This is a genomic window from Nonomuraea sp. NPDC003560 (genome assembly GCF_042878785.1).
Taxonomy (GTDB): Bacteria; Actinomycetota; Actinomycetes; order Streptosporangiales; family Streptosporangiaceae; genus Nonomuraea.
Window position 1 is genome coordinate 196063 of record NZ_JBIAOF010000011.1, and the last position, 23408, is coordinate 219470.

General features: G+C 71.7%; 22 protein-coding genes. 14 read left to right on the top strand and 8 right to left on the bottom strand.

Features of this window, described 5'->3' with window-relative positions; genetic code table 11:
• Positions 1 to 48: 48 nt before the first annotated feature.
• The 12 genes from greA (at position 49) to ACFYUV_RS36525 (ending at position 11395) form a co-directional block, all read left to right on the top strand.
• Positions 49 to 549 (top strand): transcription elongation factor GreA, encoded by a 501-nt coding sequence (greA, locus tag ACFYUV_RS36470; RefSeq protein WP_352323258.1) that lies wholly within the window; start codon positions 49 to 51, stop codon positions 547 to 549.
• A 140-nt stretch (positions 550 to 689) separates the two neighbouring features.
• Positions 690 to 1799 (top strand): C40 family peptidase, encoded by a 1110-nt coding sequence (locus ACFYUV_RS36475; protein ID WP_387677474.1) that lies wholly within the window; start codon positions 690 to 692, stop codon positions 1797 to 1799.
• A 66-nt stretch (positions 1800 to 1865) separates the two neighbouring features.
• Positions 1866 to 2387, top strand: coding sequence for a hypothetical protein (locus tag ACFYUV_RS36480; RefSeq protein WP_352352974.1), 522 nt, complete (start codon positions 1866 to 1868; stop codon positions 2385 to 2387).
• Positions 2388 to 2636: 249 nt separating this feature from the next.
• A complete protein-coding gene (locus tag ACFYUV_RS36485; protein ID WP_387677052.1) occupies positions 2637 to 4430 on the top strand; it encodes a phosphoenolpyruvate carboxykinase (GTP) in 1794 nt (597 codons plus the stop codon).
• Positions 4431 to 4560: 130 nt separating this feature from the next.
• The gene (locus tag ACFYUV_RS36490; RefSeq protein ID WP_387677055.1) at positions 4561 to 5466 is read left to right on the top strand and encodes a TIGR04222 domain-containing membrane protein; all 906 of its coding nucleotides are present in this window, start codon (positions 4561 to 4563) and stop codon (positions 5464 to 5466) included.
• Position 5467: 1 nt separating this feature from the next.
• Entirely contained in the window at positions 5468 to 6316 is an 849-nt protein-coding gene (locus ACFYUV_RS36495) for a DUF692 family multinuclear iron-containing protein (RefSeq protein ID WP_387677057.1), read from the top strand.
• A gap of 19 nt (positions 6317 to 6335) precedes the next feature.
• Positions 6336 to 6707 (top strand): hypothetical protein, encoded by a 372-nt coding sequence (locus ACFYUV_RS36500; RefSeq protein WP_387677060.1) that lies wholly within the window; start codon positions 6336 to 6338, stop codon positions 6705 to 6707.
• A 36-nt stretch (positions 6708 to 6743) separates the two neighbouring features.
• Positions 6744 to 7622, top strand: coding sequence for a hypothetical protein (locus ACFYUV_RS36505; RefSeq protein ID WP_387677062.1), 879 nt, complete (start codon positions 6744 to 6746; stop codon positions 7620 to 7622).
• A gap of 27 nt (positions 7623 to 7649) precedes the next feature.
• Positions 7650 to 8477: an amidohydrolase family protein gene (locus ACFYUV_RS36510; RefSeq protein WP_387677065.1), complete on the top strand. Its 828-nt coding sequence runs from the start codon at positions 7650 to 7652 to the stop codon at positions 8475 to 8477.
• A 73-nt stretch (positions 8478 to 8550) separates the two neighbouring features.
• On the top strand, positions 8551 to 9051 hold the full coding sequence (locus tag ACFYUV_RS36515) for a hypothetical protein (protein WP_358294473.1): 501 nt from the start codon (positions 8551 to 8553) through the stop codon (positions 9049 to 9051).
• A 55-nt stretch (positions 9052 to 9106) separates the two neighbouring features.
• Entirely contained in the window at positions 9107 to 9868 is a 762-nt protein-coding gene (locus ACFYUV_RS36520) for an isoprenyl transferase (protein WP_357974621.1), read from the top strand.
• A 207-nt stretch (positions 9869 to 10075) separates the two neighbouring features.
• Complete coding sequence (locus ACFYUV_RS36525) at positions 10076 to 11395, top strand: PhoH family protein (RefSeq protein ID WP_352352966.1); 1320 nt, start codon at positions 10076 to 10078, stop codon at positions 11393 to 11395.
• A gap of 12 nt (positions 11396 to 11407) precedes the next feature.
• On the opposite strand, the gene ACFYUV_RS36530 is transcribed toward ACFYUV_RS36525, so the two are convergent.
• From ACFYUV_RS36530 to ACFYUV_RS36540, 3 genes are read right to left on the bottom strand one after another with little or no spacing between them, the layout of a single operon-like run.
• Entirely contained in the window at positions 11408 to 11929 is a 522-nt protein-coding gene (locus tag ACFYUV_RS36530) for a hypothetical protein (protein ID WP_387677069.1), read from the bottom strand.
• Between the two features lie 8 nt (positions 11930 to 11937).
• Positions 11938 to 13353: a HAMP domain-containing sensor histidine kinase gene (locus ACFYUV_RS36535; protein ID WP_358294469.1), complete on the bottom strand. Its 1416-nt coding sequence runs from the start codon at positions 13351 to 13353 to the stop codon at positions 11938 to 11940.
• Positions 13350 to 14024 (bottom strand): response regulator transcription factor, encoded by a 675-nt coding sequence (locus ACFYUV_RS36540; protein ID WP_125636689.1) that lies wholly within the window; start codon positions 14022 to 14024, stop codon positions 13350 to 13352. The genes ACFYUV_RS36535 and ACFYUV_RS36540 overlap by 4 nt, the downstream gene beginning before the upstream one ends.
• Before the next feature lie 378 nt (positions 14025 to 14402).
• Here ACFYUV_RS36540 and ACFYUV_RS36545 point away from each other — a divergent pair, with 378 nt between their 5' ends.
• Together ACFYUV_RS36545 and ACFYUV_RS36550 are read left to right on the top strand one after the other, a co-directional pair.
• The gene (locus tag ACFYUV_RS36545) at positions 14403 to 15005 is read left to right on the top strand and encodes a lytic transglycosylase domain-containing protein (RefSeq protein WP_387677477.1); all 603 of its coding nucleotides are present in this window, start codon (positions 14403 to 14405) and stop codon (positions 15003 to 15005) included.
• A 90-nt stretch (positions 15006 to 15095) separates the two neighbouring features.
• On the top strand, positions 15096 to 17078 hold the full coding sequence (locus tag ACFYUV_RS36550; protein ID WP_387677071.1) for a glycosyltransferase family 2 protein: 1983 nt from the start codon (positions 15096 to 15098) through the stop codon (positions 17076 to 17078).
• Here ACFYUV_RS36550 and ACFYUV_RS36555 read toward each other — a convergent pair.
• From ACFYUV_RS36555 to ACFYUV_RS36575, 5 genes are all read right to left on the bottom strand, one after another.
• Positions 17068 to 18219, bottom strand: coding sequence for an alpha/beta hydrolase family protein (locus tag ACFYUV_RS36555; protein ID WP_387677072.1), 1152 nt, complete (start codon positions 18217 to 18219; stop codon positions 17068 to 17070). The genes ACFYUV_RS36550 and ACFYUV_RS36555 overlap by 11 nt on opposite strands.
• Complete coding sequence (locus tag ACFYUV_RS36560) at positions 18219 to 19220, bottom strand: alpha/beta fold hydrolase (RefSeq protein ID WP_387677075.1); 1002 nt, start codon at positions 19218 to 19220, stop codon at positions 18219 to 18221. Before ACFYUV_RS36560 ends, ACFYUV_RS36555 begins: the two co-directional genes overlap by 1 nt.
• Positions 19217 to 20491 carry an MFS transporter gene (locus ACFYUV_RS36565; protein ID WP_352352960.1) on the bottom strand — a complete coding sequence of 425 codons (1275 nt, stop codon included), beginning with the start codon at positions 20489 to 20491 and terminating at the stop codon, positions 19217 to 19219. The genes ACFYUV_RS36560 and ACFYUV_RS36565 overlap by 4 nt, the downstream gene beginning before the upstream one ends.
• Before the next feature lie 31 nt (positions 20492 to 20522).
• Positions 20523 to 22481 carry a helix-turn-helix domain-containing protein gene (locus ACFYUV_RS36570; RefSeq protein WP_387677079.1) on the bottom strand — a complete coding sequence of 653 codons (1959 nt, stop codon included), beginning with the start codon at positions 22479 to 22481 and terminating at the stop codon, positions 20523 to 20525.
• A 109-nt stretch (positions 22482 to 22590) separates the two neighbouring features.
• Positions 22591 to 23343, bottom strand: coding sequence for a 3-hydroxybutyrate dehydrogenase (locus ACFYUV_RS36575; RefSeq protein ID WP_387677082.1), 753 nt, complete (start codon positions 23341 to 23343; stop codon positions 22591 to 22593).
• Between the last annotated feature and the right edge of the window lie 65 nt (positions 23344 to 23408).

Below are 23408 nucleotides of genomic sequence, written 5' to 3' on the forward strand. Positions count from 1 at the left end.
CACATCCTCAAGTGATCTCAGGGCCCCCTAGGCAAGCAAGGAGAACCCGTGGCCGACTCTCGCGATGAGAACGTCACATGGCTGACGCAGGAGGCGTACGACCGCCTGAAGGCGGAGTACGAATATCTCTCTGGCCCCGGGCGCGTCGACATCGCCAAGAAGATCGAGGCCGCCCGTGAGGAGGGCGACCTGAAGGAGAACGGCGGCTACCACGCCGCCAAGGACGAGCAGGGCAAGATGGAGGCCCGGATCTTCCACCTCCGCCAGATCCTCGACAACGCCAAGGTGGGAGAGGCCCCCAAGACCGAGGGCGTGGTCGGCCCCGGCATGACCGTGACGATCCGGTTCGTCGGCGACGACGACGAGGTCACCTTCCTGCTCGCCTCCCGCGAGGAGAGCGGAGCGCCGATCGACGTCTACTCGCCCAAGTCGCCGCTCGGTTCGGCGATCAACGGCAAGAAGATCGGTGAGAAGGCGACGTACTCGATGCCCAACGGCCGCCAGAACACCGTCGAGATCCTCGAGGCTGTGCCGTACATCGGCAACTGACCCCCGCAGATCCTGACCGCCGGGCCCACGTCGGCCCGGCGGCGTTTTCGCGTTCGCCGGGAATCGCGCAGGACCTCAGCTTCCTGGTGAAGACGCGGAAACGGCGAGACTTATCCAGGCTCATCCCCTTCATCGTGGTGATGCTGGTGGCCGTGCTCACCACCGACGTGCTGGTGCTGGTCCAGACGGGGGAGGAGCAGGCGCCGGTCGAGGTGGTGCGGGCGCGGCCGGTGCCGAAGCAGACGCTCATGGCCCAGTCCCGGGCCGACCAGCCCGTGGCGCCGCTGGGCAAGCTGCGCAAGCCCAACCTCTTCGTGCTCACCCGCAAGCCGTTCACCGACGAGCTGCTGCGCAAGGTGGCCAGGCTGCGCGGCGTACGGGCCCTTGAGCTGGCCGACGCGGCCTCCATCTCGCTCGACGGCAAGCGGGTGCAGACGCTCGCGGTGAACCCGTCCACGTTCCGGGCCTACACCCCCAAGGTGACGGCGTCGTCGGACGCCCTGTGGCAGAACGTGGCCTCCGGCGACGTGGCGGTCTCGTTCGTGCTGGGCAACGACGGCGGCCTGGCGCTGCACAGCCGCGTGAGCGGGCCGGCCGGGCCGCTGCGCATCGGCGCGTACGCCACCACCGGGTTCGGCGCGGTCGACGCGGTCGTGTCCAAGGAGACCGGGCGCAGGCTGCGCCTCCCGCGCGACAACGCGCTCATCGTCAGCGCCCCGGGCGCGAACTCCGACGCGCTGCGCCGGGCCATCCTGGCCGCGATGCCCAAGGGCACGCAGGTGGCCACCGTCAACCCTGTCCAGCCGCGGCCCAGGGCCGACACCCCGAAGAACTGGCCGTCCGGGTCGTTCATGACCGTGGAACAGCTCACGGCGGCGCTGAAGGCCGCGGTGTCCAAGCTGGGCCGGCCGTACGTGTGGGGGGCAGAGGGGCCCGACACGTTCGACTGCTCGGGGCTGGTGCAGTGGGCGTACGGGCAGGCGGGCGTGCGGATGCCGCGGGTGACCCACCAGCAGTGGGTGGCCGGGCCGCAGGTGCCGCTGGCGCAGGCGCAACCGGGCGATCTGATCTTCTGGCGCAACGACCCGACGAATCCGGGTTACATCTCGCACGTGGCGATCTACTGGGGCAACGGGAAGGTGCTGCAGGCGCCGCGCACCGGTGACGTCGTCAAGATCTCCCCGTTGAGCACGCGGAACCTGGCCGGCGTCGTCCGGGTCAGCCCCGTCGCGGCCGCCCGCGTCCGCTGAACGAACCTTCGCACGATCCGCGGTTCGCCTCGTGCATTTCGCGCGCAACTGTGTAATCGTGATTACATGTCAACAGATGATATGAGCGCGCAGGTCCGCGGCTGGTTCACCGGCCGGCTCCCCGAGGGCTGGTTCACCGGGGCCCCCGAGATCGTCCGTGACCGCGAGGAGATCGCGGTGCTCGGCACGCTGCCCGACCCGCCCGCCGACACGCCCGAGGCCGAGCGGCTCGCCCTCATCGAGGGGCTGGCCCGCCGGTTCCGTGAGGAGACCCGCGAGCGGCGGATCGAGATCGCCCGCGAGGCGGAGCGCCGGTTCCGCCAGAAGGTCTCGTGGGGCGTGCGGTGCGGGGGCGAGACTGTGATGTTCACCACACTCTCCGTGCCCGTGATGACGCGTCTGCGTCAGTCGGAGCGTCAGGTGCTCGACACGCTGGTCGCCGCCGGGGTGGCCAGGAGCCGCAGCGACGCGCTCGCCTGGTGCGTGCGCCTGGTCGGCAAGAACACCGACACCTGGCTGGCCGAGCTGCGCGACGCGCTCCAGCACGTCGACAGAGTGCGCAACGCGGGCCCCGACGTCAATTCCTGAGAACACCGGCGGAAACGGCTCGGGAAATTGGACTAAACCACTGCGGTAATTGGTTTAGACCACGCGAATTCGCCTGGACCGGCCCCGCGAAATTCCTCTTTTAAAACTCGGAGACCTGGGTAGGCTCCCCGGATCGTCAGGGCCGCTGCCTGCGGCGACGGTCGCGCCAACAGGTCTATGCCAATTGGCTTTCATGCGCCTTCGTCGTTAATGATGACTGGGCCCTGAGAGAGTGGAGGAGTCGCAGTCGTGTCCGTTTCCGTGGAAGTGCCCGCGCCGACGAGCAATCGCGAATTGGTCGCGTGGGTGAACGAGATCGCAGCCCTGACCCAGCCCGACCGGATCGAGTGGTGCGACGGCTCGGAGGAGGAGTGGACGCGCCTGACCAACCTCCTCGTCGAGCAGGGCACGCTCACCCGGCTCGCCGCGCGCCCGAACAGCTTCTACGCCAAGTCCGATCCCAGCGACGTCGCGCGGGTGGAGGACCGTACCTACATCTGCTCGGAGCGCGAGGAGGACGCGGGCCCGACCAACAACTGGATCGCTCCAGCGCAGATGCGCCAGACCTTCTCCGAGCTCTTCGCGGGCTGCATGCGCGGCCGCACGATGTACGTCGTCCCGTTCTGCATGGGCCCGCTCGGCGGCGAGATCTCGCAGCTCGGCGTCGAGATCACCGACTCCGCGTACGTGGCCGTGTCGATGCGGATCATGACGCGCATGGGCGACCGGGCGCTGCGCCTGATCGAGCAGCGCGGCGGCTTCGTCAAGGCCGTCCACTCCGTCGGCGCCCCGCTGCGGCCGGGCCAGTCCGACGTGGCCTGGCCGTGCAGCTCCACCAAGTACATCAGCCACTTCCCCGAGACCCGCGAGATCTGGTCCTACGGCTCGGGCTACGGCGGCAACGCGCTGCTCGGGAAGAAGTGCTACGCGCTGCGCATCGCCAGCGTCATGGCCCGCGACGAGGGCTGGCTGGCCGAGCACATGCTCATCCTCAAGCTCACGCCGCCCGACGGCGAGACCCGTTACGTCGCCGCCGCCTTCCCGAGCGCGTGCGGCAAGACGAACCTGGCCATGCTCCAGCCCACGATCCCGGGCTGGAAGGTCGAGACGATCGGCGACGACATCGCCTGGATGCGCTTCGGCGACGACGGCCGCCTGTACGCCATCAACCCGGAGGCCGGCTTCTTCGGCGTCGCGCCCGGCACCGGCCAGGTGACCAACGCCAACGCCATCAAGACCCTCTGGGGCAACAGCATCTTCACCAACGTCGCCCTGACCGACGACGGGGACGTGTGGTGGGAGGGGCTCACCGAGGAGCCCCCGGCGCACCTGACCGACTGGAAGGGCCGCTCCTGGACGCCCGACAGCGACGAGCCCGCCGCCCACCCGAACGCCCGCTTCACCACACCCGCCTCCCAGTGCCCGACCATCGCACCGGAGTGGCAGGACCCCAAGGGCGTGCCCATCTCGGCGATTCTCTTCGGCGGCCGCCGCGCCACCGCCGTGCCTCTGGTCACGGAGTCGCTGAGCTGGGAGCACGGCGTCTTTCTCGGAGCCAACGTCGCCTCCGAGAAGACCGCCGCGGCCGAGGGCAAGGTGGGCGAGCTGCGCTACGACCCGTTCGCCATGCTGCCGTTCTGCGGCTACAACATGGGCGACTACTTCGGCCACTGGCTCGACATCGGCCGGGTCGAGGGCGCGAAGCTGCCGCGCATCTACTACGTCAACTGGTTCAGGAAGAACGACGAGGGCAAGTTCATCTGGCCCGGCTTCGGCGAGAACAGCCGCGTGCTCAAGTGGATCGTCGACCGCCTCAACGGCGAGGCCAAGGCGAACCCCACGGCGATCGGCCTGCTGCCCGCCGAGCTGGACACCGACGGCCTCGACCTGTCCGAGGAGGACCTGCGCACGCTGCTGTCGGTCGACCGCGACGTGTGGCGCGAGGAGGCGGCCCTGATCCCGGCCCACTTCGAGAAGTTCGGCGACCACCTGCCGAAGGAGCTGTGGGACGAGTACGACGCCCTGCTCGACCGGCTCGGCTGAGCGGGCGCGCGCGGTGCGGCGGTGCTGGCCGCCGCACCGCGCGGGGGCGATCTGATCGCCCGGAACCTTTATGCCTTGCTTATACGTCTTCTCGGTACGCGGCCCGACGGGCCGCACGAGGGGAGGGCGTATGGATCTGTTCCTTCTCATCCTCGCGGTGGCGCTGGCCGTGGCGGCCGGGGTCACCGTTCTGGCGGTCCGGCGCGAGCACGCCGCCATCCGGGGGGCCGCCGTCGAGCCCCGGCCGCATGATCTCGGCCCCTACGAGCTGGCCTTCCTGGCGGGCGGATCCAGGCGCGTGGCCGACACCGCCGTCGGGCTGCTGGCGGCGTCAGGGGCCGTACGCGTGTCCCGCGACGGACGGGTGCACCGGGTGGCCGGCGCCCGGAGCACCGGCGAGCCGGTCGAGGACGCCGTCCTGGACGAGGTCGAGCGCAACCCCGGCGCGTGGGCGAGCACGATCAGGGAGCGCGTGAGCCAGGGCGAGACCCTGGACGCCCTCAGGTACCGGCTGGGCAGGATCGGCGCGGTTCACCCCACCGGCTCCTTCACCCAGGTGGACCGGCTGATCGTCCGGTTACGGGTGCTGGCGGTGCTGGCGATCGCCGGGGCGGCCGTGGAGGCGCTGTCGGTGGCCGTCGAGGGCACGTCGCCGCTTCCCCTGGCCGCGCTCGGCGTCCTGGCCGGGACGGTCGTGGGCGCGCCGAGCGCCATCGCCGGACACCGGCGCACGTTCCCCACCGATCTCACCGCTTCCGGGCAGGCCGCGCTCGACCGGGCCAAGCTGGACCACCCGCCGGGCACCTCCAGCGGCCCGGTGGCCGTCGCGCTGTACGGCCTCGGCGAGCTGAACGACGCCAACCTCGTCCTCGCGCTCGACGGCTCCCCGGCCCGTACGGTCGCCACCAGGCGGCGGCGCGGCGGCGACCAGTCGCACAGCGCCGGCGCGGGCGGTTGCGGCACGGCGGGGTGCGGCGGCGGGAGCGGCTGCGGAGGCGGCGGCTGCGGGGGCGGCTGCGGCGGCGGGGGGAGCTGACATGCCGGACCTGCCGGACCTGTCGGACCTCGGGGTGGGCATCGGGTGGCGGCCGGAGCTCGACCTGACGATCGAGCGGATGGCGGGCGTCGGGTTCGTCGAGGTGGTGGCCGAGAACATCGACCCCGGCGACCTGCCCGAGTCGCTGCGCGTGCTGCGGGTCAGGGGCGTGCCGGTGATCCCGCACGGCGTCTCGCTGGGCGTGGGCGGCGCCGAGCCGCCGGACCCGGCCCGGCTCGCCCATCTCGCGGCCTGCGCGCGGGCCCTGGACTCGCCGCTGGTCAGCGAGCACCTGGCGTTCGTCCGCGGGGGCGGCGTGGAGGCGGGGCACCTGCTTCCGGTGCCGCGGACGCGGGAGTCGCTGGAGATCGTCGTGGAGAACGTGCGGCTGGCCCAGGAGGCGCTGCCCGTGCCGCTGGCCCTGGAGAACGTGGCGGCGATCTTCGGCTGGCCGGACGACGAGCTGACCGAGGCCCGCTTCCTGGCCGAGGTCGTGGAGCGTACCGGGGTGGGGCTGCTGGTGGACGTCGCCAACCTGTACGCCGCCCAGGTCAACCTGGGGCTGTCGGCCGTGGCCGCGCTGGACGCGCTGCCGCTGGAGCACCTGGCGTACGTGCACGTGGCCGGCGGGCACGAGCACCACGGGATCTGGCACGACACGCACACCGCCGCCGTGCCGCCGGCGGTCCTCGGCCTGCTGACCGAGCTGTGCGCCCGGACCAGGCCGCCCGGGGTGCTGCTGGAGTGGGACGACGACTACCCGGGCGACGCCGCGCTCGCCGGCGAGCTGACCCGCATCCGAGCCGCCATGTCCTCGGTGGAGCAGACCGTGGGCGGACGCGGTGAGTGAGGAGGCGCGGGCTCGGCGTGTGGACGCGGTGAGTGACGGGGCGCGGGCGCGGCTGGCGGAGGCGCAGGGGCGGGTCGTCGCGTGCCTGGTTGCCGGGGCGGATCCGCCGGTCGGCTTCGACGCCGGACGGCTGCGCGTGCAGGCGTCCGCGCTGCTCGCCAAGCGGCGCAGTGTGGTGGCCAGGCTCCGCCCGGACGCCGCCCGTGCCGCCGGGCCCGCCCTGGCGACGGAGTTCGCCGCCTACGCGGCGGCCCGTGCCGTCCCGCCGCCCGGTTACCGTGCCGACGCCGACGACTTCGCCGCCTGGCTGCGCGCCCGCGGCCTCATGCCGGCCGCGAGGCCGCGCGGGTGGGCCCGCCTGTCCTTCGTGTTCCGCCGTGATCGCCGCTAGGCTTGCTCGTAGCAAGCGCTTGGGAGGCAGTACGGCATGCGCATCGTCAACATGGGCGACTGGCCCCTCGGCGAGCAGGACGAGCAACTCCACCAGCCGGGCGACGACCCGCTGTGGAACGAGTCCTACTACCTCGACTTCGTCGCCGACGACGGCGAGCTGGGCGGATACGTCCGCATCGGGCTCTACCCCAACTGGAGGCGCACCTGGTTCTGGGCCCGGCTCGTCCGGCGCGGCGGGAGCCTGGTGGAGATCACCGACCACGAGGCCCCGCCGACCGGCCTGACGATCTCCGCCGACGCCTACGAGGCCGACCTGGCCGCGACCGAGCCCCTGCGCACCGCGCGGCTGCGCCTGGCCGCCCCCGGCCTGTCGCTCGACCTCGAATGGCACACCCGCGGCGGCGTGTACGGCTACCAGCTCACCCCCCGCTACGAGGTCCCCTGCGAGGTGACCGGGACGGTCGACGGCCGCCCCTTCCACGGCCACGGCGAGCGCGACCACAGCTGGGGCGTCAGGGACTGGTGGTCGCTGTCCTGGACGTGGAGCAGCGGCCGCCTCTCCGACGGCACCCACCTGCACGGCACGCAGGTCAACCTGGGTATGCCGCTGCCGTGGCCGGCGTTCACGGTGCCGCCCGGCGGCGGGATCGAGCACGCGGACGGCTTCGCGGCCGGCACCCGGTTCGACGGCGACCGCCCGGCGCGGACGCGGCTGAGCTTCCCGGGCCGCGCGGTGACCGTGCGGCCGGTCGCGTTCGCCCCCGTGAGGCTGGTCTCGCCCGACGGGGCGGTGGCCGAGTTCCCGAGGGCGCTGTGCGAGCTGGAGTCCGACGACGGCGACACCGGCTTCGGCTGGACCGAGTGGCACCAGCCGCCGGGCTGGCGCCTGCACGGCTGGCACCCCTTGCTCTGAAATATCGAGACATCCTAGGTTTGGTGGGTGATTGTCGATGCGCACCAGCATTTCTGGGACCTCGAAACCGGCGACTACCCCTGGCTCACCCCCGAGGCAGGCGTGCTCTATCGGACGTACGCGCCGCACGACCTGGCCCCTGAGCTGGCGCGGGCCGGTGTGGACCGGACGGTGCTGGTCCAGGCCGCCGACTCCTACGCCGAGACCGACGCCCTGCTGGCCCTGGCCGACGCCCACGACTTCGTCGGCGCGGTGGTCGGATGGATCCCGCTGCTGCGCCCGGACGAGGCCGCCGAGGCGATCGCCCGGTACGCCGCCCGTCCGAAGTTCCGCGGCGTCCGGCACCTGATCCACGACGAGCCCGACCCCGACTGGCTGGTCCGCGACGAGGTGCTGGAGTCGCTGGGCCTGCTCGCGGCGGCCGGGCTGACGTTCGACGTGGTCTCGCTGCTGCCCAGGCACCTCGACCACGTGGTCACGCTGGCCGGGCGGCACCCGTCCCTGAAGATCGTCATCGACCATCTGTCCAAGCCGCGCATCAGGGACCACGAGTGGGAGCCGTGGGCCGGCGGCCTGGCCCGCGCCTCGCGCTTCCCCAACGTGTACGCCAAGGTCTCCGGCCTGGTCACCGAGGCCGACCACCGGAACTGGACGGTGGAGGACCTGCGGCCGTACGTGGAGCACGCCGTCGAGCTGTTCGGCCCGGACCGGCTGATGGCCGGCAGCGACTGGCCGGTGGCCCTGCAGGCGGCCGACTACCGGACGGTCTGGGAGGTCACCGGCGCGCTGCTCGGCGGAACCGACCGGGACCTGGTGCTCGGGGAGACAGCCAGGGGTTTCTACGGGTTTAGCTGACTTGGGGCCGGAAACGGGGAAGGACGTGGGGGGACTACGCTGTGTCGATGGATCGTACCTGACCGTCACGCCGGTGGCGTGCACGGACACCGTCGGCACGCCGTACGAGATCACCCTTGAGCTCCATCGCGACGGCACGCCGTACGGCAGCGTGGGGGAGCGGTGCGGCTGGCTGCTCGCGCGCCTGGCGCGCGGGGTCGACGAGGCGCGGCAGGGAAGGGGGGCGGCCCGGCGGTGGAACGACCCCGACGACCGCTTCCCCGACGAGGAGCCGGAGAGCGAGCTGTTCTCCTTCCGCTACCGCACCCGCTCGGGGCTGGTGGGCGGCGGCGAGTTGCGCTGCCAGCTGCGCACCATCCCCATCTGGCAGCCCGCGCCGGGTCAGTGGCGGCTGACCCGCAGGGCCTACGTCGAGGCGTGGGGGGCCTCCGGCGTGGGCATGAGGGCCGTCCTGACGTCGGCGGAGTTGTCCGAGTTCGTCCGCGAACTGGTCCATGAAGCCGAGGGGTGTCTCGGTGGAAGAGATCTCGCCAGGAATCCCATTGGGGGAGCAGGCACGGGCGAAACGCGGTGATAATTGCCTGTTGGGTCATTCGACCAAAGGCACAGCACCGCTGGGGAGGCACTCCGTGGGCCTGCGCGACCTGGTCTACCGGCTGTACGAACACAGGCTGGAGACCAAGCTGTCCAAGGACAGCGTTCCCCGGCATGTCGGGGTCATCATCGACGGCAACCGCCGCTGGGCGCGCGCCATGGGCATGCGCGACGTGGCCACCGGCCACCGCAAGGGCGCGGACAAGATCTCGGAGCTGCTCGGCTGGTGCCGGGAGACGGGCGTCGAGGTCGTCACCGTCTGGATGTTGTCCAACGACAACCTCAACCGGCCGCGCGAGGAGCTGGAGCCGCTGCTGCGCATCATCGAGGACGTGGTCCAGGAGCTCGTGGACGAGGGGTGGCGGATCAGCCCGGTGGGCGCGCTCGACCTCCTCCCCGACCGCACGGCCAATGTCCTGAAAAATGCAAAAGAAGCGTCATCACACCGTCCGGGCCTGATTGTGAACGTTGCAGTTGGGTATGGAGGAAGACGTGAGATTGCCGATGCGGTGCGCTCACTCCTCCAGGAGCATGCGAGTAAGGGCGCCAGCATCGAGGACCTCGTGGAGGTCCTCGATGTCGAACACATCGCGGAGCATCTCTACACTCGCGGCCAACCCGACCCGGACCTCCTCATCCGTACGTCGGGCGAGCAGCGTCTGTCCGGATTCATGTTGTGGCAGAGCGCTCACTCCGAGTTCTACTTCCACGAGGCTTACTGGCCGGACTTCCGCAGGGTCGATTTCCTGCGGGCGCTGCGCGATTACGCTGCGAGACACCGGCGTTACGGTTCTTGATGCGACATTCGGGTATCCAGGACGTAACGTTGAAAGTGTCCGGCCACAGGCCGGGCATCCCGGAGAGGGCCCGCCTTTGCACCGACATCTGCTGAGGGGGGCCGGAGTCCGGCTCCGCCGGCAGGTTGCGGTCGGGGACGCGGGTCCGGTCCGGTTCCCACCTCGTCTGCAGGGTGCCCGCACCTATGGGCGCCCGGGGGAGAACGTGTGGCAGTGTCCTCGAGCAACCCTACTCACCAGCCGGCCAAGCGCACGTACGTGCTCGACACCTCGGTCCTGCTGGCCGACCCGGCGGCATTGACGCGCTTCGCCGAGCACGACGTCGTCCTTCCCATCGTGGTCATCACGGAGCTGGAAGGTAAGCGGCACCATCCCGAGCTCGGCTACTTCGCGAGGAAGGCCCTGCGCTACCTCGACGACCTGCGGGTTCAGCACGGCAGGCTCGACGAGCCGATGCCGACAGGGGATGGAACGATCAGGGTTGAGCTCAACCACAGCGATCCGTCCATCCTGCCCGTCGGGTTCCGCCTGGGCGACAACGACACGCGCATCCTGACCGTCGCGCGCTCGCTCGCGGCCGAGGGCTGCGACGTCGTGCTGGTCTCCAAAGACCTGCCCATGCGGGTCAAGGCGGCCTCGATCGGCCTGGCGGCCGAGGAGTACCGCGCCGAGCTGGTGGTCGAGTCCGGCTGGACCGGGATGGCCGAGCTGCAGGTGACGGCCGAGGACGTCGAGACCCTCTTCGACAAGGGCGTGGCCGACCTGGAGGAGGGCAGGCAACTGCCCGCGCACACCGGCCTGCGGCTGCTGTCGGCCAAGGGATCGGCGCTCGGCAGGGTGGCGCCGGACAAGTCCGTCCGCCTGGTCCGCGGCGACCGCGAGGTCTTCGGCCTGCACGGCCGCTCGGCCGAGCAGCGCATCGCGCTGGACCTGCTGATGGATCCGGAGATCGGCATCGTCTCGCTGGGCGGCCGGGCCGGCACCGGCAAGTCGGCGCTGGCGCTCTGCGCGGGCCTGGAGGCGGTCCTGGAGCGCCGCCAGCACCGCAAGGTGGTCGTCTTCCGCCCCCTGTACGCCGTCGGCGGCCAGGAGCTCGGCTACCTGCCGGGCACCGAGGGCGAGAAGATGGGCCCGTGGGCGCAGGCGGTCTACGACACGCTCGGCGCGATCACCTCGCCCGAGGTGATCGAGGAGGTGCTCGACCGGGGCATGCTGGAGGTGCTCCCGCTGACGCACATCCGCGGCCGGTCGCTGCACGACGCGTTCGTGATCGTGGACGAGGCCCAGTCGCTGGAGCGCGGGGTGCTGCTCACGGTGCTGAGCCGGATCGGCGCCAACTCCCGGGTGGTGCTCACGCACGACGTCGCCCAGCGCGACAACCTGCGGGTCGGCCGGCACGACGGCGTGGTGGCGGTGGTGGAGAAGCTGAAGGGCCACCCGCTCTTCGCGCACGTCACGCTCACCAGGTCCGAGCGTTCGCCGATCGCCGCCCTGGTGACGGAGATGCTGGAGGACATCACGATGTGAGCCGCGGCGGGCTCACCTGAGCTCGCGGCAGGTGTACGGCCGCCCCTCCGCCTTGGCGGGGCGGCCGTCGTTCTCCCGGACGATCTTCACCTGCTCGAACGCGAAGTCCTGCTGCGCGGTGCAGACGATCTGGGCCTTGCCGAGCCTGCTCAGCGGCCGGTCGCCCTTGAAGTACACGGTCAGCGTGGAGGTGCGCGGGAGCTGCATCTCGTCGCGCTGCACGGGGTCGAGCGAGTCCTTCATGCCGACGTACTCCAGGCCGTGCAGCTCGGTGGTGCGGTCGCCGAGCGGCTGGTCGGAGGCGGCGAAGAGGGCGCCGAGCAGGCTGCCCACGGTGCCGCTCTCGACGTCGGCGGGTTCGAGCGTGAGCTGCTTGTTCTTGATCAGGTAGATGGTCTTCGAGGGCGGCGGGAGCTTGATGGTGGGCGCGGCGCCCTTGGTCTGGACGTCGGTCGGCGAGATGCCGCAGGCCGCCACGGCCAGCAGGGCCGCGGCGGCGACGAGGACCCGGCGCCCGATCATCGGTGCCTTCATCGGTGCCTTCATCGGTGCGGCAGCCAGACCGTGAACAGGGTGCCCGGCTGCTGGGCGCGTACGGAGATCGTGCCGCCGTGCAGGTGCACGTTGGCGCGGGCGATGGCCAGGCCGAGGCCGCTGCCCTGGCTGCGGGCCCGGCCCGCGCCCGCCTTGAAGAACCGGTCGAAGACGTGCGGCAGCGCCTCGGCGGGGATGCCCTTGCCGTGGTCGCGCACCTTCACCTCCAGGCCGTTCTCGGTGCCGCGCGCGGTGACCTCCACCGGGGGCAGGCCGTGCTTGAGCGCGTTGCCGACCAGGTTGGCCACGATGACGTCGAACCTCCTCGGGTCGAGATTGACGGTCAGGCCCTGGGAGGCGGTCACGTCCACCTCGTCGCTCCAGCCGCGCACCTCCAGGCAGTCCAGGATGGCGTCGGCGACGTTCACGGGCTCGACGTTGAGCGTCGCGGTGCCGGCGTCGAACCTGCTGACCTCGATCAGGTGCTCGACCAGCTCGCGCAGGCGCCCGATCTCGCGCAGCACCAGCCGTACGGCCTCCGCGGGCGCGTCGGGCAGCCGGCCGGCCTCCTCCGAGAGCATGTCGGCCACGGCCGTCATGGCGGTGAGCGGCGTGCGCAGCTCGTGCGAGACGTCGGCCACGAACCTGCGGGACATGGCCTCCAGCGAGCGCAGCTCCGACACGCTCAGCTCCAGCGCCGCCGCCGCGTCGTTGAACCTGGCGGTCAGCTCGGCCAGCTCGTCCTGGCCGTGCACCGGCAGGCGGGTGTCCAGCCGGCCCTGGCCGAGCGCCTGCGCCGCCGCGCTGAGCCGCCGTACGGGCAGCAGCACCTGCCGGGCCGACAGCAGCGCCACCACCAGCGCGATCAGCACGATCACCGCGCCGCCCTGGGTGAGCGTGTTGCGGAGCGTCGTGAGCTGGCTCTCCTCGTCGTGCAGCGGGAAGAACACGAACGCCCGCAGCCCGGTGGCCTCGGGGGCGACGCCGGGCTCGAACCGGTGGACCTCGGCGCCGACGATGAGCCACAGCTCGTTGCCGATCACCTTGCGCTGGGTGACGACGTTCTGCTTGGCCCGGCCGTACAGCTCGTTGGGGACGTCCTTCATGGTCATCGGGCCGTCGGCGGACAGCAGGTTGCCGTACTCGACCAGGACGCTGCGGCCGGGGCTGGACAGCGTCCGGACGACCTGGTCGAGCTCCTTCATGGACGGCGCCGCCTCGCCCGGCCTGAGCTTGCCCACGGGGAAGGTGATCCGGCCGAGCTCGCGGGTCACCAGGTCGAGGGAGGTGGTCTCGGCCCTGGTCACGAGCGCGGTCTTGGCCAGCTCGAAGCCGATGGTGGCGACCAGCGTCGACGCGGTGACCGCGACGAGGGTGAAGGTGATGACCAGGCGCGCCCGCAGCCCGGTGGGCAGCGGGATCACGGAGGGCTGAACCGGTAGCCGAACCCGCGCACGGTGTGGATGAAGACGGGCTCGGCCGGCCTCGGCTCGATCTTGGCGCGGACGCGCTGGACGCAGGCGTCCACCAGCCGCGAGTCGGCGACGTGCGTGTGGTCCCAGACGACCCGCAGCAGGTAACGGCGGTTGAGCACCTGGCCGGGATGCCGGACCAGCTCCAGCAGCAGCCGCAGCTCGGTCGGCGTCAGGTGGATCTCCTTGCTGGCCAGCGTCACCTTGAGCGCCCCCCGGTCGATCACGAGGTCGCCGAAGGTGATGCGGTCGGAGGTCGCGGACTCGGCCCTGCGCAGGATGGCCCGGATGCGGGCGTCGAGCACCCGCGGCTCGACCGGCTTGACCACGTAGTCGTCGGCGCCCGCCTCCAGGCCGACCACCACGTCCAGGTCGTCGCCGCGGGCGGTGAGCAGGATGACGGGGAGCTGGTCGAGCTTGCGGATGCGGCGGCAGACCTCGACGCCGTCGATGCCGGGCAGCATGACGTCGAGGATCGCGATCTCGGGGCGGCGGGCGCGGATGTGGTCCAGAGCCTCCTCGCCCGTCGCATAGGACGTGACGGAATGTCCCTGTCGCGTCAACGCCAGCTCCAGGGCTGTGCGGACGGAGGGATCGTCTTCTACAAGGAGGATGCCGGCCACGCGCACATTATTATTCCATGTCCCCTATACCCGGGTTGTGTCATCAAACTGTGACCGGGTGCGGATCAGATCCTGAAGATGGGGCGGAACCCTGAAAGCGGCCTCCCTTCGGTGCGGGCGCTCGAAGGGAGGCGCTAAACCCCCTGTGACGAAATTCACAATTTTTCGTGAAAAAGGTTGTTACCTGCTGGTTGGCCAAGAGAACGTCAACCGAATCCCGCGTTCCGGTTGCGGACCACCCCCCATGACAGGGCAAGCTCATGGATCGTGAGCCCCGGTCCGCAGTTGAGTGAGCGCCCCCCGAAGGATGACCTTCGCTCGGCGCGCCGCCGGCCTTCGCGTTTCACCCCCAAGCGCATCGCCGTCGCCGTCGTGTCCTTGGTGGTGGTCGTGGGCGGTGGCGGTTACGTCGCTTACCGCGCCGTCGACAACGCCAGCAAGCCGCCGGTCGACCCGTTCACGGCCGAGCAGCTCGGCGCGCTCGCCGGAGGCAACCTGTTCGCCCCCGACCCCGAGACCGACGCGCTGAAGAACGCCGCCGAGCAGGCGTACCGGGCCGACCAGCTCAAGAAGGGTCGCGGCGGCACCGCCAAGAAGCTCGACTGGGTCGTGCCGAAGAAGGCGCCGGGCGGCAGCGGCTTCCCGCCGGCCAACTTCCCGCCGGGCAGCAACCCCTCGCCGGGCAGCAACAAGGCCGTCGCCAGGTCGATGCTCGCCGCCAAGGGCTGGGGCGCCGACCAGTGGGGCTGCCTGGAGCTGCTCTGGCAGAAGGAGAGCGGCTGGAACGAGCGGGCGATGAACCGCTACTCCGGCGCGTACGGCATCCCGCAGGCACTGCCCGGCAGCAAGATGGCCAGCGCGGGCGGCGACTGGCAGACCAATGCGGCCACCCAGATCGCGTGGGGCCTCGGCTACATCAAGGGCCGTTACGGCACGCCTTGTGGCGCGTGGGGGCACTCGCAGTCCACAGGATGGTACTAACAGGTCAAACTCTTCTTCTGTAATCGGCAAGCCGTCTCACCCGATCGTGTATGAGCGGCGCACGCTGGCCGCATGGGTGTGAAGGTCAGTGTGATCGTCAATGTCCACAACCCGGGTGACACCGCGGACGCGTGCATCCGCTCCGCGCTGGAGCAGACGTTGCCCGCCGCCGACTACGAAGTGATCTTCGTGGACGACGGGTCCACGGACGGCATCGGGGAACGACTGGACACCATCGCCGGTCTCCGCGAGAACGTCCGCGTGCTGCACCTGCCGCACACCGGATCGCCCTCTCGCGGCCGCAACATGGGCGTGGCCGCGGCGGAGGGCGATTACGTCTACTTCCTCGACCAGACCGACCGGCTGGCCCGCGACGCGCTGGCCCGCATGCACGAGCGCGCGGTCGAGACCGACGCCGACGTGCTGATCGGGCGGCTGGCCCGCGACTACGGGCCGCCGATGGTGGCGTTCGAGCGCAGCAGCGCCCGCGCCGACATCCTGCGCGAGCGGCTGATGACGCTGCTCGTCCCGCAGCAGCTCTACCGCCGGGCCTTCCTGGAGGAGCACGAGCTGGGCTTCGGGATGCCCGGCGGCCGGCTGGCCGAGCAGGCGTTCGTGATGCGGGCCTACCTCGCGGCCAAGGTGATCGCCGTCCTGGCCGAGGAGGTCTGCTGCCAGCTCGGGCCGCGGCCCGAGGCGCCCGAGGAGGACCCCCGGGTGATCGTGGCCGGGCTGAGCACGCTGCTCACCGACATCGACACCTACGTCGGCGCCGGCCGCCAGCGCGACCGCATGTACGCCTACTGGTTCCGCTCGGCCGTGCTCAGGCCGCTGCTGACCGCCAGGTTCGCCGACTCCTCCGTGGACCGGGGCATGCACTTCCGGGTCGTCCAGGAGCTCGTCGGCGAGCGTTTCCCCGAGCGGATCGACCGCTACCTGCCCGTCCAGCTACGGGCGGTGGCCGCGTTCGTCCGGCGCGGACGCCTGGACCAGATCGTCATGTTCGCCAACTCCACCCGGCGCGCGGGCCTGCGCGCCGAGCTCACCGAGATGCGCTGGGACGCCCACATCCTGGTGCTCGGCCTGACCGTGGAGGTCATGTCCGGCGACGGCCTGCCCGACCGCTACCGCGTGGACGGCGAGCGCCTGCACTGGATCCCGCCGCGCTCGGCCGACACCAAGCTGCTGTCCGACGACGTCACCGACATCACGGCCGACGTCGAGCGGGCCCGCATCGACGTCTACGTCCGGCACAGCACGACCGGCGTGGTGCACTTCCTGCCGGTCACCCAGCACGTCGAACGTCTCCCCGACGGCCGCCGCCGGGTCCGCGTGCAGATCAGGGGCGAGGCCCGCCTGGACGTGACCAGCGCCGCGATGGGCCAGCCGCTCAGCCCCGGGCAGTGGGAGGTGCACGTCCGCATGTTCAGCGGCGCCAACCAGGCCAGGAGCCGGGTCGGCCGGGCCGAGGGGCCGCTCAACTGCCTGGGCGTGCTGGCCCAGCGGCCCAGGATGCGGCTGGTGGTGCCGTGCTGGTCGGACAAGGGGGAGCTGGGCCTGGCGGTCGAGCCGCGCTCGTTCTCGGAGTCGATCGCGCTGGTGTCGCCGGGGGTGACCGTCCGCCAGCTCGACGGCCACGTGTACGTCGTGCTGCCGGTCCCGTACGTGCCGCCGAGCGGCGGGCCGCCCCTGGAGCTGGTGCTGCGCAGCACCGGCCGCCGGGAACGCGAGGTGTGCGCGCCCGCGCTGGTCGAGGCCGGGGTGCCGGGCAAGCTCGCCGGCCAGCTCGTCGCCAAGATCCCGGTCAGGCGGCACATGCCGAGCGAGGAGCAGCTCGGGCCGGGCGCCTGGCTGTCGTCGTTGCGCTCGTCCGACGAGGAGATCGGGCTGCGGTTCGGCCTCCAGGTGCGCCGCGGCCGGGTCGAGACGCGCCCGGCCGTCGCGGTGGACCCCCAGCGGCGCTCGCCCATGGGCCGGGACACCGCGCTCCACCGCCTCGGCAGGCGCCTGCCCGGGGCGCGGCACATCGTGCGCTGGGCGCGCGCGGGCAGGCATCGCTACCTCAAGGAGTGACCCACCCCTCCAGCTCCTGGAAGGCGTCCCTGAAGGCCGGGAGCATGGGCCTGAGCCGGTCGGGATAGACGTCGACGAGGCTGTCGAGGTGGTTGCCGCCCTCGATCCGGTGGTAGCGGAACGGGCGGTGCGGGCCGACCATCCTGGCGTAGACGTCGGAGTCGCGGGAGATCGGCAGCAGCGAGTCGAGCGTCCCGTGGATCGTGATCAGCGGCTTGGTGATCCTGCCGGTCAGCCCGATCCTGGCCATCGCGGCGTACGGCCGGCGCGCGTCGTAGTCGTAGTCGGCCGCCGCGCCCGCGTAGGACGGGTCCAGCTCCTTCTGGTAGAGCTGCTGGGTGAGCTCCCAGTAGTACTGCCGGTGGAAGGGCCACAGGAACTCAGAGCCCGGCGCGAAGCCGGCCGCCCGCACGCCCGCCTCGTCCGGGTACGCCTTCAGCGCGGGCGGCAGGAAGTTCAGCAGATTGTCGCCCTTGACCCGGAAGAGCGTGCCCTCCCAGTCCACGCCGCCGTCGTAGAGCCAGCCGCGGTTCTCCAGCTGCCACCTGACCAGGTAGCCGCCGTTGGACAGGCCGGCCATGAACGTACGGGCCGGCGGGCGGCCGTACCGCTGCCTGACCACGGACCTGGCGGCCACGGCGAGCTGGGTGACGCGGTCGTTCCACTCGGCGATGGCGTCGCCGGGGCGGCGGCCGTCCTCGTGGAAGGTGACGCCCACGTTGCCCTTGTCGGTGGCGGCGAACGCGTAGCCCTTGGACAGCACCCAGTCGGAGATCGTGTAGTCGTTGGCGTACTGCTCCCGGTTGCCCGGGGTGCCGCTGACGACCAGGCCGCCGTTCCACCGGTCGGGCAGCCTGATCACGAACTGGGAGTCGTGGTTCCAGCCGTGCGTGGCGTTGCCGGTGGAGGTGTCGGGGAAGTAGCCGTCGAGCTGGATGCCGGGCACGCCGGTCGGGTTGACGGTGGCCTTGGAGTGCAGGCCGGCCCAGTCGGCCGGGTCGGTGTGGCCGGTGAGCGTGGTGCCGGCCGTGGTCAGGTCGTCGAGGGTGGCGCTGATCAGCTTCTCCGCGCCGGGCACGGTCAGCTCGCCCGCGGCGGGGGCGGTGAGCAGGCTCGCGACCAGGGTGAGGGCGACGAGCATCAGACCTCCTCCAGGTGCTCGGCCAGCAGGCGGCCGAACTCGGCGGGCCGCTCCAGATGGGGGCTGTGGCCGCAGTCGTCCAGCACGACCTCGCGGTAGCGGCCGTAGCGGTCGAGCACCGCCCTGGTCTGGGTCACCATCGGCTGGGCCGGGGTGCCGGGGGAGCCGGGCACGACGCCGATCGCGCCCAGGTGGGCCAGGTCGAACAGCGAGGTGTCGGAGACGATCACGTCGTCGGCGCCCCTGATCCACAGGACGGGCGGCCTCGGGCCGATCTCGTGCAGATCGTCCAGGCGGAAGTGGGTGGGGGCGCACGCGTTGAGCACGCCGTGCTTGCCGGGGGCCACGCCGGGCCAGGCCGGGGAGCCGACGACGTCGCCCGGGTAGTTGGCCTCGCCCACGCGGGTGGTGAGCATGGACCGCAGGTAGAAGTCCTCGTCGGGGATCCGCGGGTGCTTGACGTAGCCGGTGCGGAGCACGTTGCGGGGGGACGTGGGAGATTCATCCGACATGTCGCCCGCCTTGAGCCGGGCCACGAAGTCCGGGTTCGCCGCTCCGGCGCCCGATCCCGCGCCGTCGGGGTGGGTGAGCGTGCCGTCCGGGCCTTCGGTGCCGCCGAAGCCGTACGGGGAGATCGGGTTGACCAGCGTGACGCTCCTGACCAGCTCCGGACGGTCGCGCAGGAGCTGCAGGACGACGCCGCCGCCGAGGCTCCAGCCGACCAAATGCACGCCGTCGAGCCCGAGGGCCTCGACCAGCTCGGCCAGGTCGTCGGACCAGTCGCGCAGGCCCCTGGTGGCGTCGACCGGCTCGGGGTCGGTGTCGCCGAAGCCGCGCAGGTCGGGGGCGAGCGGGCGGTAGCGGGCGGGCAGCGCGGCCATGCTGTCGCGCCAGAAGGCGCCGGAGGAGACGTTGCCGTGCACGAACAGCACGGGCTCGCCGGACGTCCGGCCCTCGACGGTCAGGACGTGCTGCGTGAGGCGGGGGGTGGTGACCTTCATCGCGCGTGGATCCTCTCGGCCAGGTCGCGTCCCTGGGTCTCGCGGGCGGTGTAGACGGCGACCAGCGTGAGCACCGCCGCCAGGCCAAGGTAGACCGAGATGGGCACGCTGCTGGAGTAGCTCTTGAGCAGCGCCACCGCGATCAGCGGGGCCAGCGCGCCGGCCACGATCGCCGAGAGCTGGGCGCCGATCGACACGCCGGTGTAGCGCGTCCTGGTGCCGAACAGCTCGGAGAAGAAGGCCGCCTGCGGGCCGTACATCATGCCGTGGAAGAGCAGGCCGACGGTGACCGCGAGGGTGATCGCCAGGAAGTTGCCGGTGTCCACCAGCGGGAAGAAGGCGAAGATCCACACGCCGATCCCGGCGGCTCCGGCCAGGTAGATCGGACGGCGGCCCACCCGGTCCGACAGCGCGCCCCACATCGGGATCGTGACGAAGTGGATCGCCGAGGCGACCAGCACCGCGGTCAGCACCGTCGAGTTGTCGATCTTGGCGTTCTTCGCGTACGTGATGACGAACACCGTCAGCAGGTAGAACGAGATGTTCTCGGCCAGCCGGGCGCCGATGGCGGTGAGCACGTCCTTCCAGTGGTGCCGCAGCACGCCCACGATCGGCGCGGTCGGCTCCGGCTCGGCCTGCTGGAACACCGGCGACTCGCTGATCGTCAGCCGGATCCACAGCCCGACCATCACCAGCACCCCCGACAGCAGGAACGGGATCCGCCAGCCCCACGACAGGAACGCCTCGTCGGACTGCCAGGCGGCCAGCACCGCCAGCACGCCCGTGGCCAGCAGGTTCCCGCCGGGCGCGCCCGCCTGCGGCCAGGAGGCCCAGAACCCGCGGCGCTTCGTGTCGCCGTGCTCGGACACGATCAGCACCGCGCCGCCCCACTCGCCGCCGAGCGCGAAGCCCTGCACGAGCCGCAGCGCGGTCAGCAGCAGCGCCGCCGACGAGCCGAGCGTGGCGTACGTCGGCAGGCAGCCGATCAGGAACGTGGCGGCGCCCATCATCAGCAGGCTGACCACCAGCAGGGTCTTGCGGCCCACCCGGTCGCCGAAGTGGCCGAAGACCAGGCCGCCGAGCGGGCGGGCGACGAATCCGACGGCGTAGGTGAGGAACGACAGCAGCGTGCCGGTCAGCGGATCGGACTCGGGGAAGAAGAGTTTGTTGAACACGAGAGCGGCTGCCGAGCCGTACAGGAAGAAGTCGTACCACTCGATGGTGGTGCCGATCAGGCTCGCGGCGACGATCCTCTTGATGGAAGTGGCCATGCCGGTCACGGTAAAGAGTGACCGGCGTCACTTATATGGGGCCGGGACCCACAGTCTGCTGGGAGGATGTGTGGCCGAGCCGGTGCAGGCGGAGGGCGAGCTGGATCTCCAGCGCGCGCTCGGGCTCCAGCCAGCCGTCGCCCAGCAGCTTGCCGATCCGGTCGAGGCGCTGGGTGACGGTGTTGACGTGGATGTGCATGGCCTCGGCCGTACGGGAGGGTGAGCCGCCCGTGCCGAAGTAGGCCGACAGGGTGTCGGTGAGCGCGGTGCCGCGGCGGGCGTCGTAGTCGATCACCGCGCCGACCACGCGGCCGACGAAGCCGCGCACGTCGCGGCCGTCGCCCACGAGCAGCCCGACGAAGCCCAGCTCGGCGGGGCTCGCGCCGTCGCCGGCCCGGCCGAGCGCGAGCAGCGCCTCGGCGCACCGCCGCGCCTCCTGGTACGCCTCCGCGACGTCCCGCGCGCCCGCCGATCCGCTCGCCGATCCGCTGGTCGCGCCGCCTCCTGAGCCCCCCGCCGAGCCGCCCGGCGGGCCGCCGGGTGAGGCTTCGGGGAGGCGGGCGGGGGAGGCGCCCGCCGTCGCCGGGCTGTGCAGGGACGCGCTCAGCTCGGCCGCCACCCGCTGGGCCAGACCGCCCGCGTCCACCCCCGGCAGCAGCAGCACCACCTCGTCGCCGCGCCCCGCCGCCAGCCCGTGCCGGACCGTGGCGTGCGAGGAGGCCCAGAACGCCGCCCGCTCCCGCTGGCCGCCGTGCCTGGCCACCACCACGACGTGCGGCGCGCGCAGGTCCACGCCGAGCCGCCGGGCCCGGTCGGCCAGGCCCGGCGAGTCCGGCCGCGAGATCAGGTCCTCCAGCAGCTCGCCCCTGACCCGGCCCTCGGCCTCGGCCACGCTCCGCCTGAACAGCAGCAGCAGCGCGCACACCAGCGCCGCCCGCTCCAGGATGCGCTCGTCGGCGTCGTCGCTGCGCAGGACGAGCGTGCACAACGGCTCGCCGCCGACGTCCACCGACGCGATCAGCTGGTCGCCCCTGCGCACGGTACGTCCCAGCGCCCTGGACGCCTGCGCCGCCTCGAACACCCCGGCGTCCAGCTCGCCCACGTCGCCGGTGATCGGCCGGCCCAGGTCGTCGAGCACGGCCAGCGACCCGCCGAGCACCTCGGTCACCACGGCGGCGACGTCCTCGATGCCGCCGCCGCGCAGCACCAGCGAGGTCATCCGGTCGTGGGCCAGCGCGGCCCGCTCGACGGCCTCGCCGTGCGCCCTGGCGGTGCGGTGGGCCTGGGAGAGCTCCTCCAGGGCGTTCCTGGTCTCCTGGAGCAGCCGGGCGTTGTCGATGGCGACGGCGGCGTGCGCGGCCAGGCTCGCCAGCAGCGAGACCTCCTCCTGGTGGAAGGGCCTGGCGCTGCGGTTGGCCGCCATCAGCACGCCGATCACCCGCTGGCCCAGCCGCAGCGGCACCCCCAGGATCGCGACCAGGCCCTCCTCCTTGACGGCCTCGTCGATGTGACCCTTGTGCCGGAACCTGGCGTCGGCGAAGTAGTCGGCGGTCGCGTACGGGGTGGCCGTCTGCGCGACCAGCCCGCCCAGCCCGGCGCCCATGGCCAGCCTGAGCGCCCGGAACTTGGCCGAGATCGACCCGTCGGTGACCCGCATGTACGTGTCGCCCTGCTCGGGGTCGTGCAACGTCATGTACGCGATGTCGGTCGCGAGCAACTGCCTGGCCCGGTGGACGATGGCTTCGAGCACGGCGTCGAGGTCGCGCAGCGCGGCCAGGTCGCCGGCGGTGTCGTAGAGCGCCGACAGCTCGGCCTCGCGCCTGGCCCGCCGCCTGAGCAGCGCCCTGACCTTCAGCGCCTCGACCTTGGCCTGCTCCAGCTCCTCGATCGTGGCCGGATCGGCGCCCTGCGCCCTGGCCTCCACGATCGGCCCCTCGAACTCGACCGCCGACGCCTCCCGCGCCAACAACTCAAGGAAACGCGTGCTCATGGCCTCACTCCGTGAGGCGGGCTCGGTCGCCAGATGCCGGTGGCTTCCCCCGCTCTGGTCGCTTCGCTCCCGCCGCTCCTCCAGCCACCGGCACTCCCTCGCGTGCTCACTAATGGGCCGTCCAGCCGCCGTCTACGGGGAGGGAGGTGCCGGTGATGAAGGAGCCGTGCGGGCCGCAGAGGTAGGCGACCAGTTCGGCGACCTCCTCGGGCTCGATCAGCCGCTTGATCGCGGCCGGCTGGAGCATGATGTTCCCGACGACCTCGTCGCTGCCGATGCCGTGCACCCGGGCCTGGTCGTCGATCTGCGCCTCGACCAGCGCCGTGCGCACGTACGCCGGGCACACGCAGTTGGACGTCACCCCGTGGGCCGCCCCCTCCAGTGCGACGACCTTGGAGAACCCCTCCAGCGCGTGCTTGGCCGTCGTGTACGCCGACTTGTACGGCGAGGCCCGCAACCCGTGCACCGACGACATGTTCACGAACCGTCCCCACCCCCGGGCGTACATGCCGGGCAGCACCCGCCGCGCGATCAGGAACGGCGCCTCCACCATCACCCGCATCATGGTCGAGAACACCTCCGGTGGGAAGTCCTCGACCGGCGCCACGTGCTGGAACCCGGCGTTGTTCACCACGATGTCCACCGGCTCGTCGGGCAGCGACGCCGCGAAGGCCGGATCGCTCAGATCGGCCACCACCGCGACCCCGCCGACCTCCGCGGCCACCTTCCCGGCCGCCTCGCCCTGCCTGTCGACCACCAGAACCTTGGCCCCCGCGGCGGCCAGTCGCCGGGCGCATGCGGCGCCGATGCCGCCCCCAGCCCCCGTCACCAGCGCGGTCCGCCCAGTCAGCTCCTTCGCCATACTCCGAACCCTAGGCGCTCGCCGCGCCGGGACGCATGGGTGCGGCCGACATAGATCCGAACCGA

Excerpts from the sequence above, each read along its gene's own strand:
- ACFYUV_RS36475 (WP_387677474.1), top strand. The coding sequence starts at position 690 with ATGCTGGTGGCCGTGCTCACCACCGACGTGCTGGTGCTGGTCCAGACG.
- ACFYUV_RS36480 (WP_352352974.1), top strand. The coding sequence starts at position 1,866 with ATGTCAACAGATGATATGAGCGCGCAGGTCCGCGGCTGGTTCACCGGC.
- ACFYUV_RS36490 (WP_387677055.1), top strand. The coding sequence starts at position 4,561 with ATGGATCTGTTCCTTCTCATCCTCGCGGTGGCGCTGGCCGTGGCGGCC.
- ACFYUV_RS36495 (WP_387677057.1), top strand. The coding sequence starts at position 5,468 with ATGCCGGACCTGCCGGACCTGTCGGACCTCGGGGTGGGCATCGGGTGG.
- ACFYUV_RS36505 (WP_387677062.1), top strand. The coding sequence starts at position 6,744 with ATGCGCATCGTCAACATGGGCGACTGGCCCCTCGGCGAGCAGGACGAG.
- ACFYUV_RS36530 (WP_387677069.1), bottom strand. The coding sequence starts at position 11,929 with ATGAAGGCACCGATGATCGGGCGCCGGGTCCTCGTCGCCGCCGCGGCC.
- ACFYUV_RS36555 (WP_387677072.1), bottom strand. The coding sequence starts at position 18,219 with ATGCTCGTCGCCCTCACCCTGGTCGCGAGCCTGCTCACCGCCCCCGCC.
- ACFYUV_RS36560 (WP_387677075.1), bottom strand. The coding sequence starts at position 19,220 with ATGAAGGTCACCACCCCCCGCCTCACGCAGCACGTCCTGACCGTCGAG.
- ACFYUV_RS36565 (WP_352352960.1), bottom strand. The coding sequence starts at position 20,491 with ATGGCCACTTCCATCAAGAGGATCGTCGCCGCGAGCCTGATCGGCACC.
- ACFYUV_RS36570 (WP_387677079.1), bottom strand. The coding sequence starts at position 22,481 with ATGAGCACGCGTTTCCTTGAGTTGTTGGCGCGGGAGGCGTCGGCGGTC.
- ACFYUV_RS36575 (WP_387677082.1), bottom strand. The coding sequence starts at position 23,343 with ATGGCGAAGGAGCTGACTGGGCGGACCGCGCTGGTGACGGGGGCTGGG.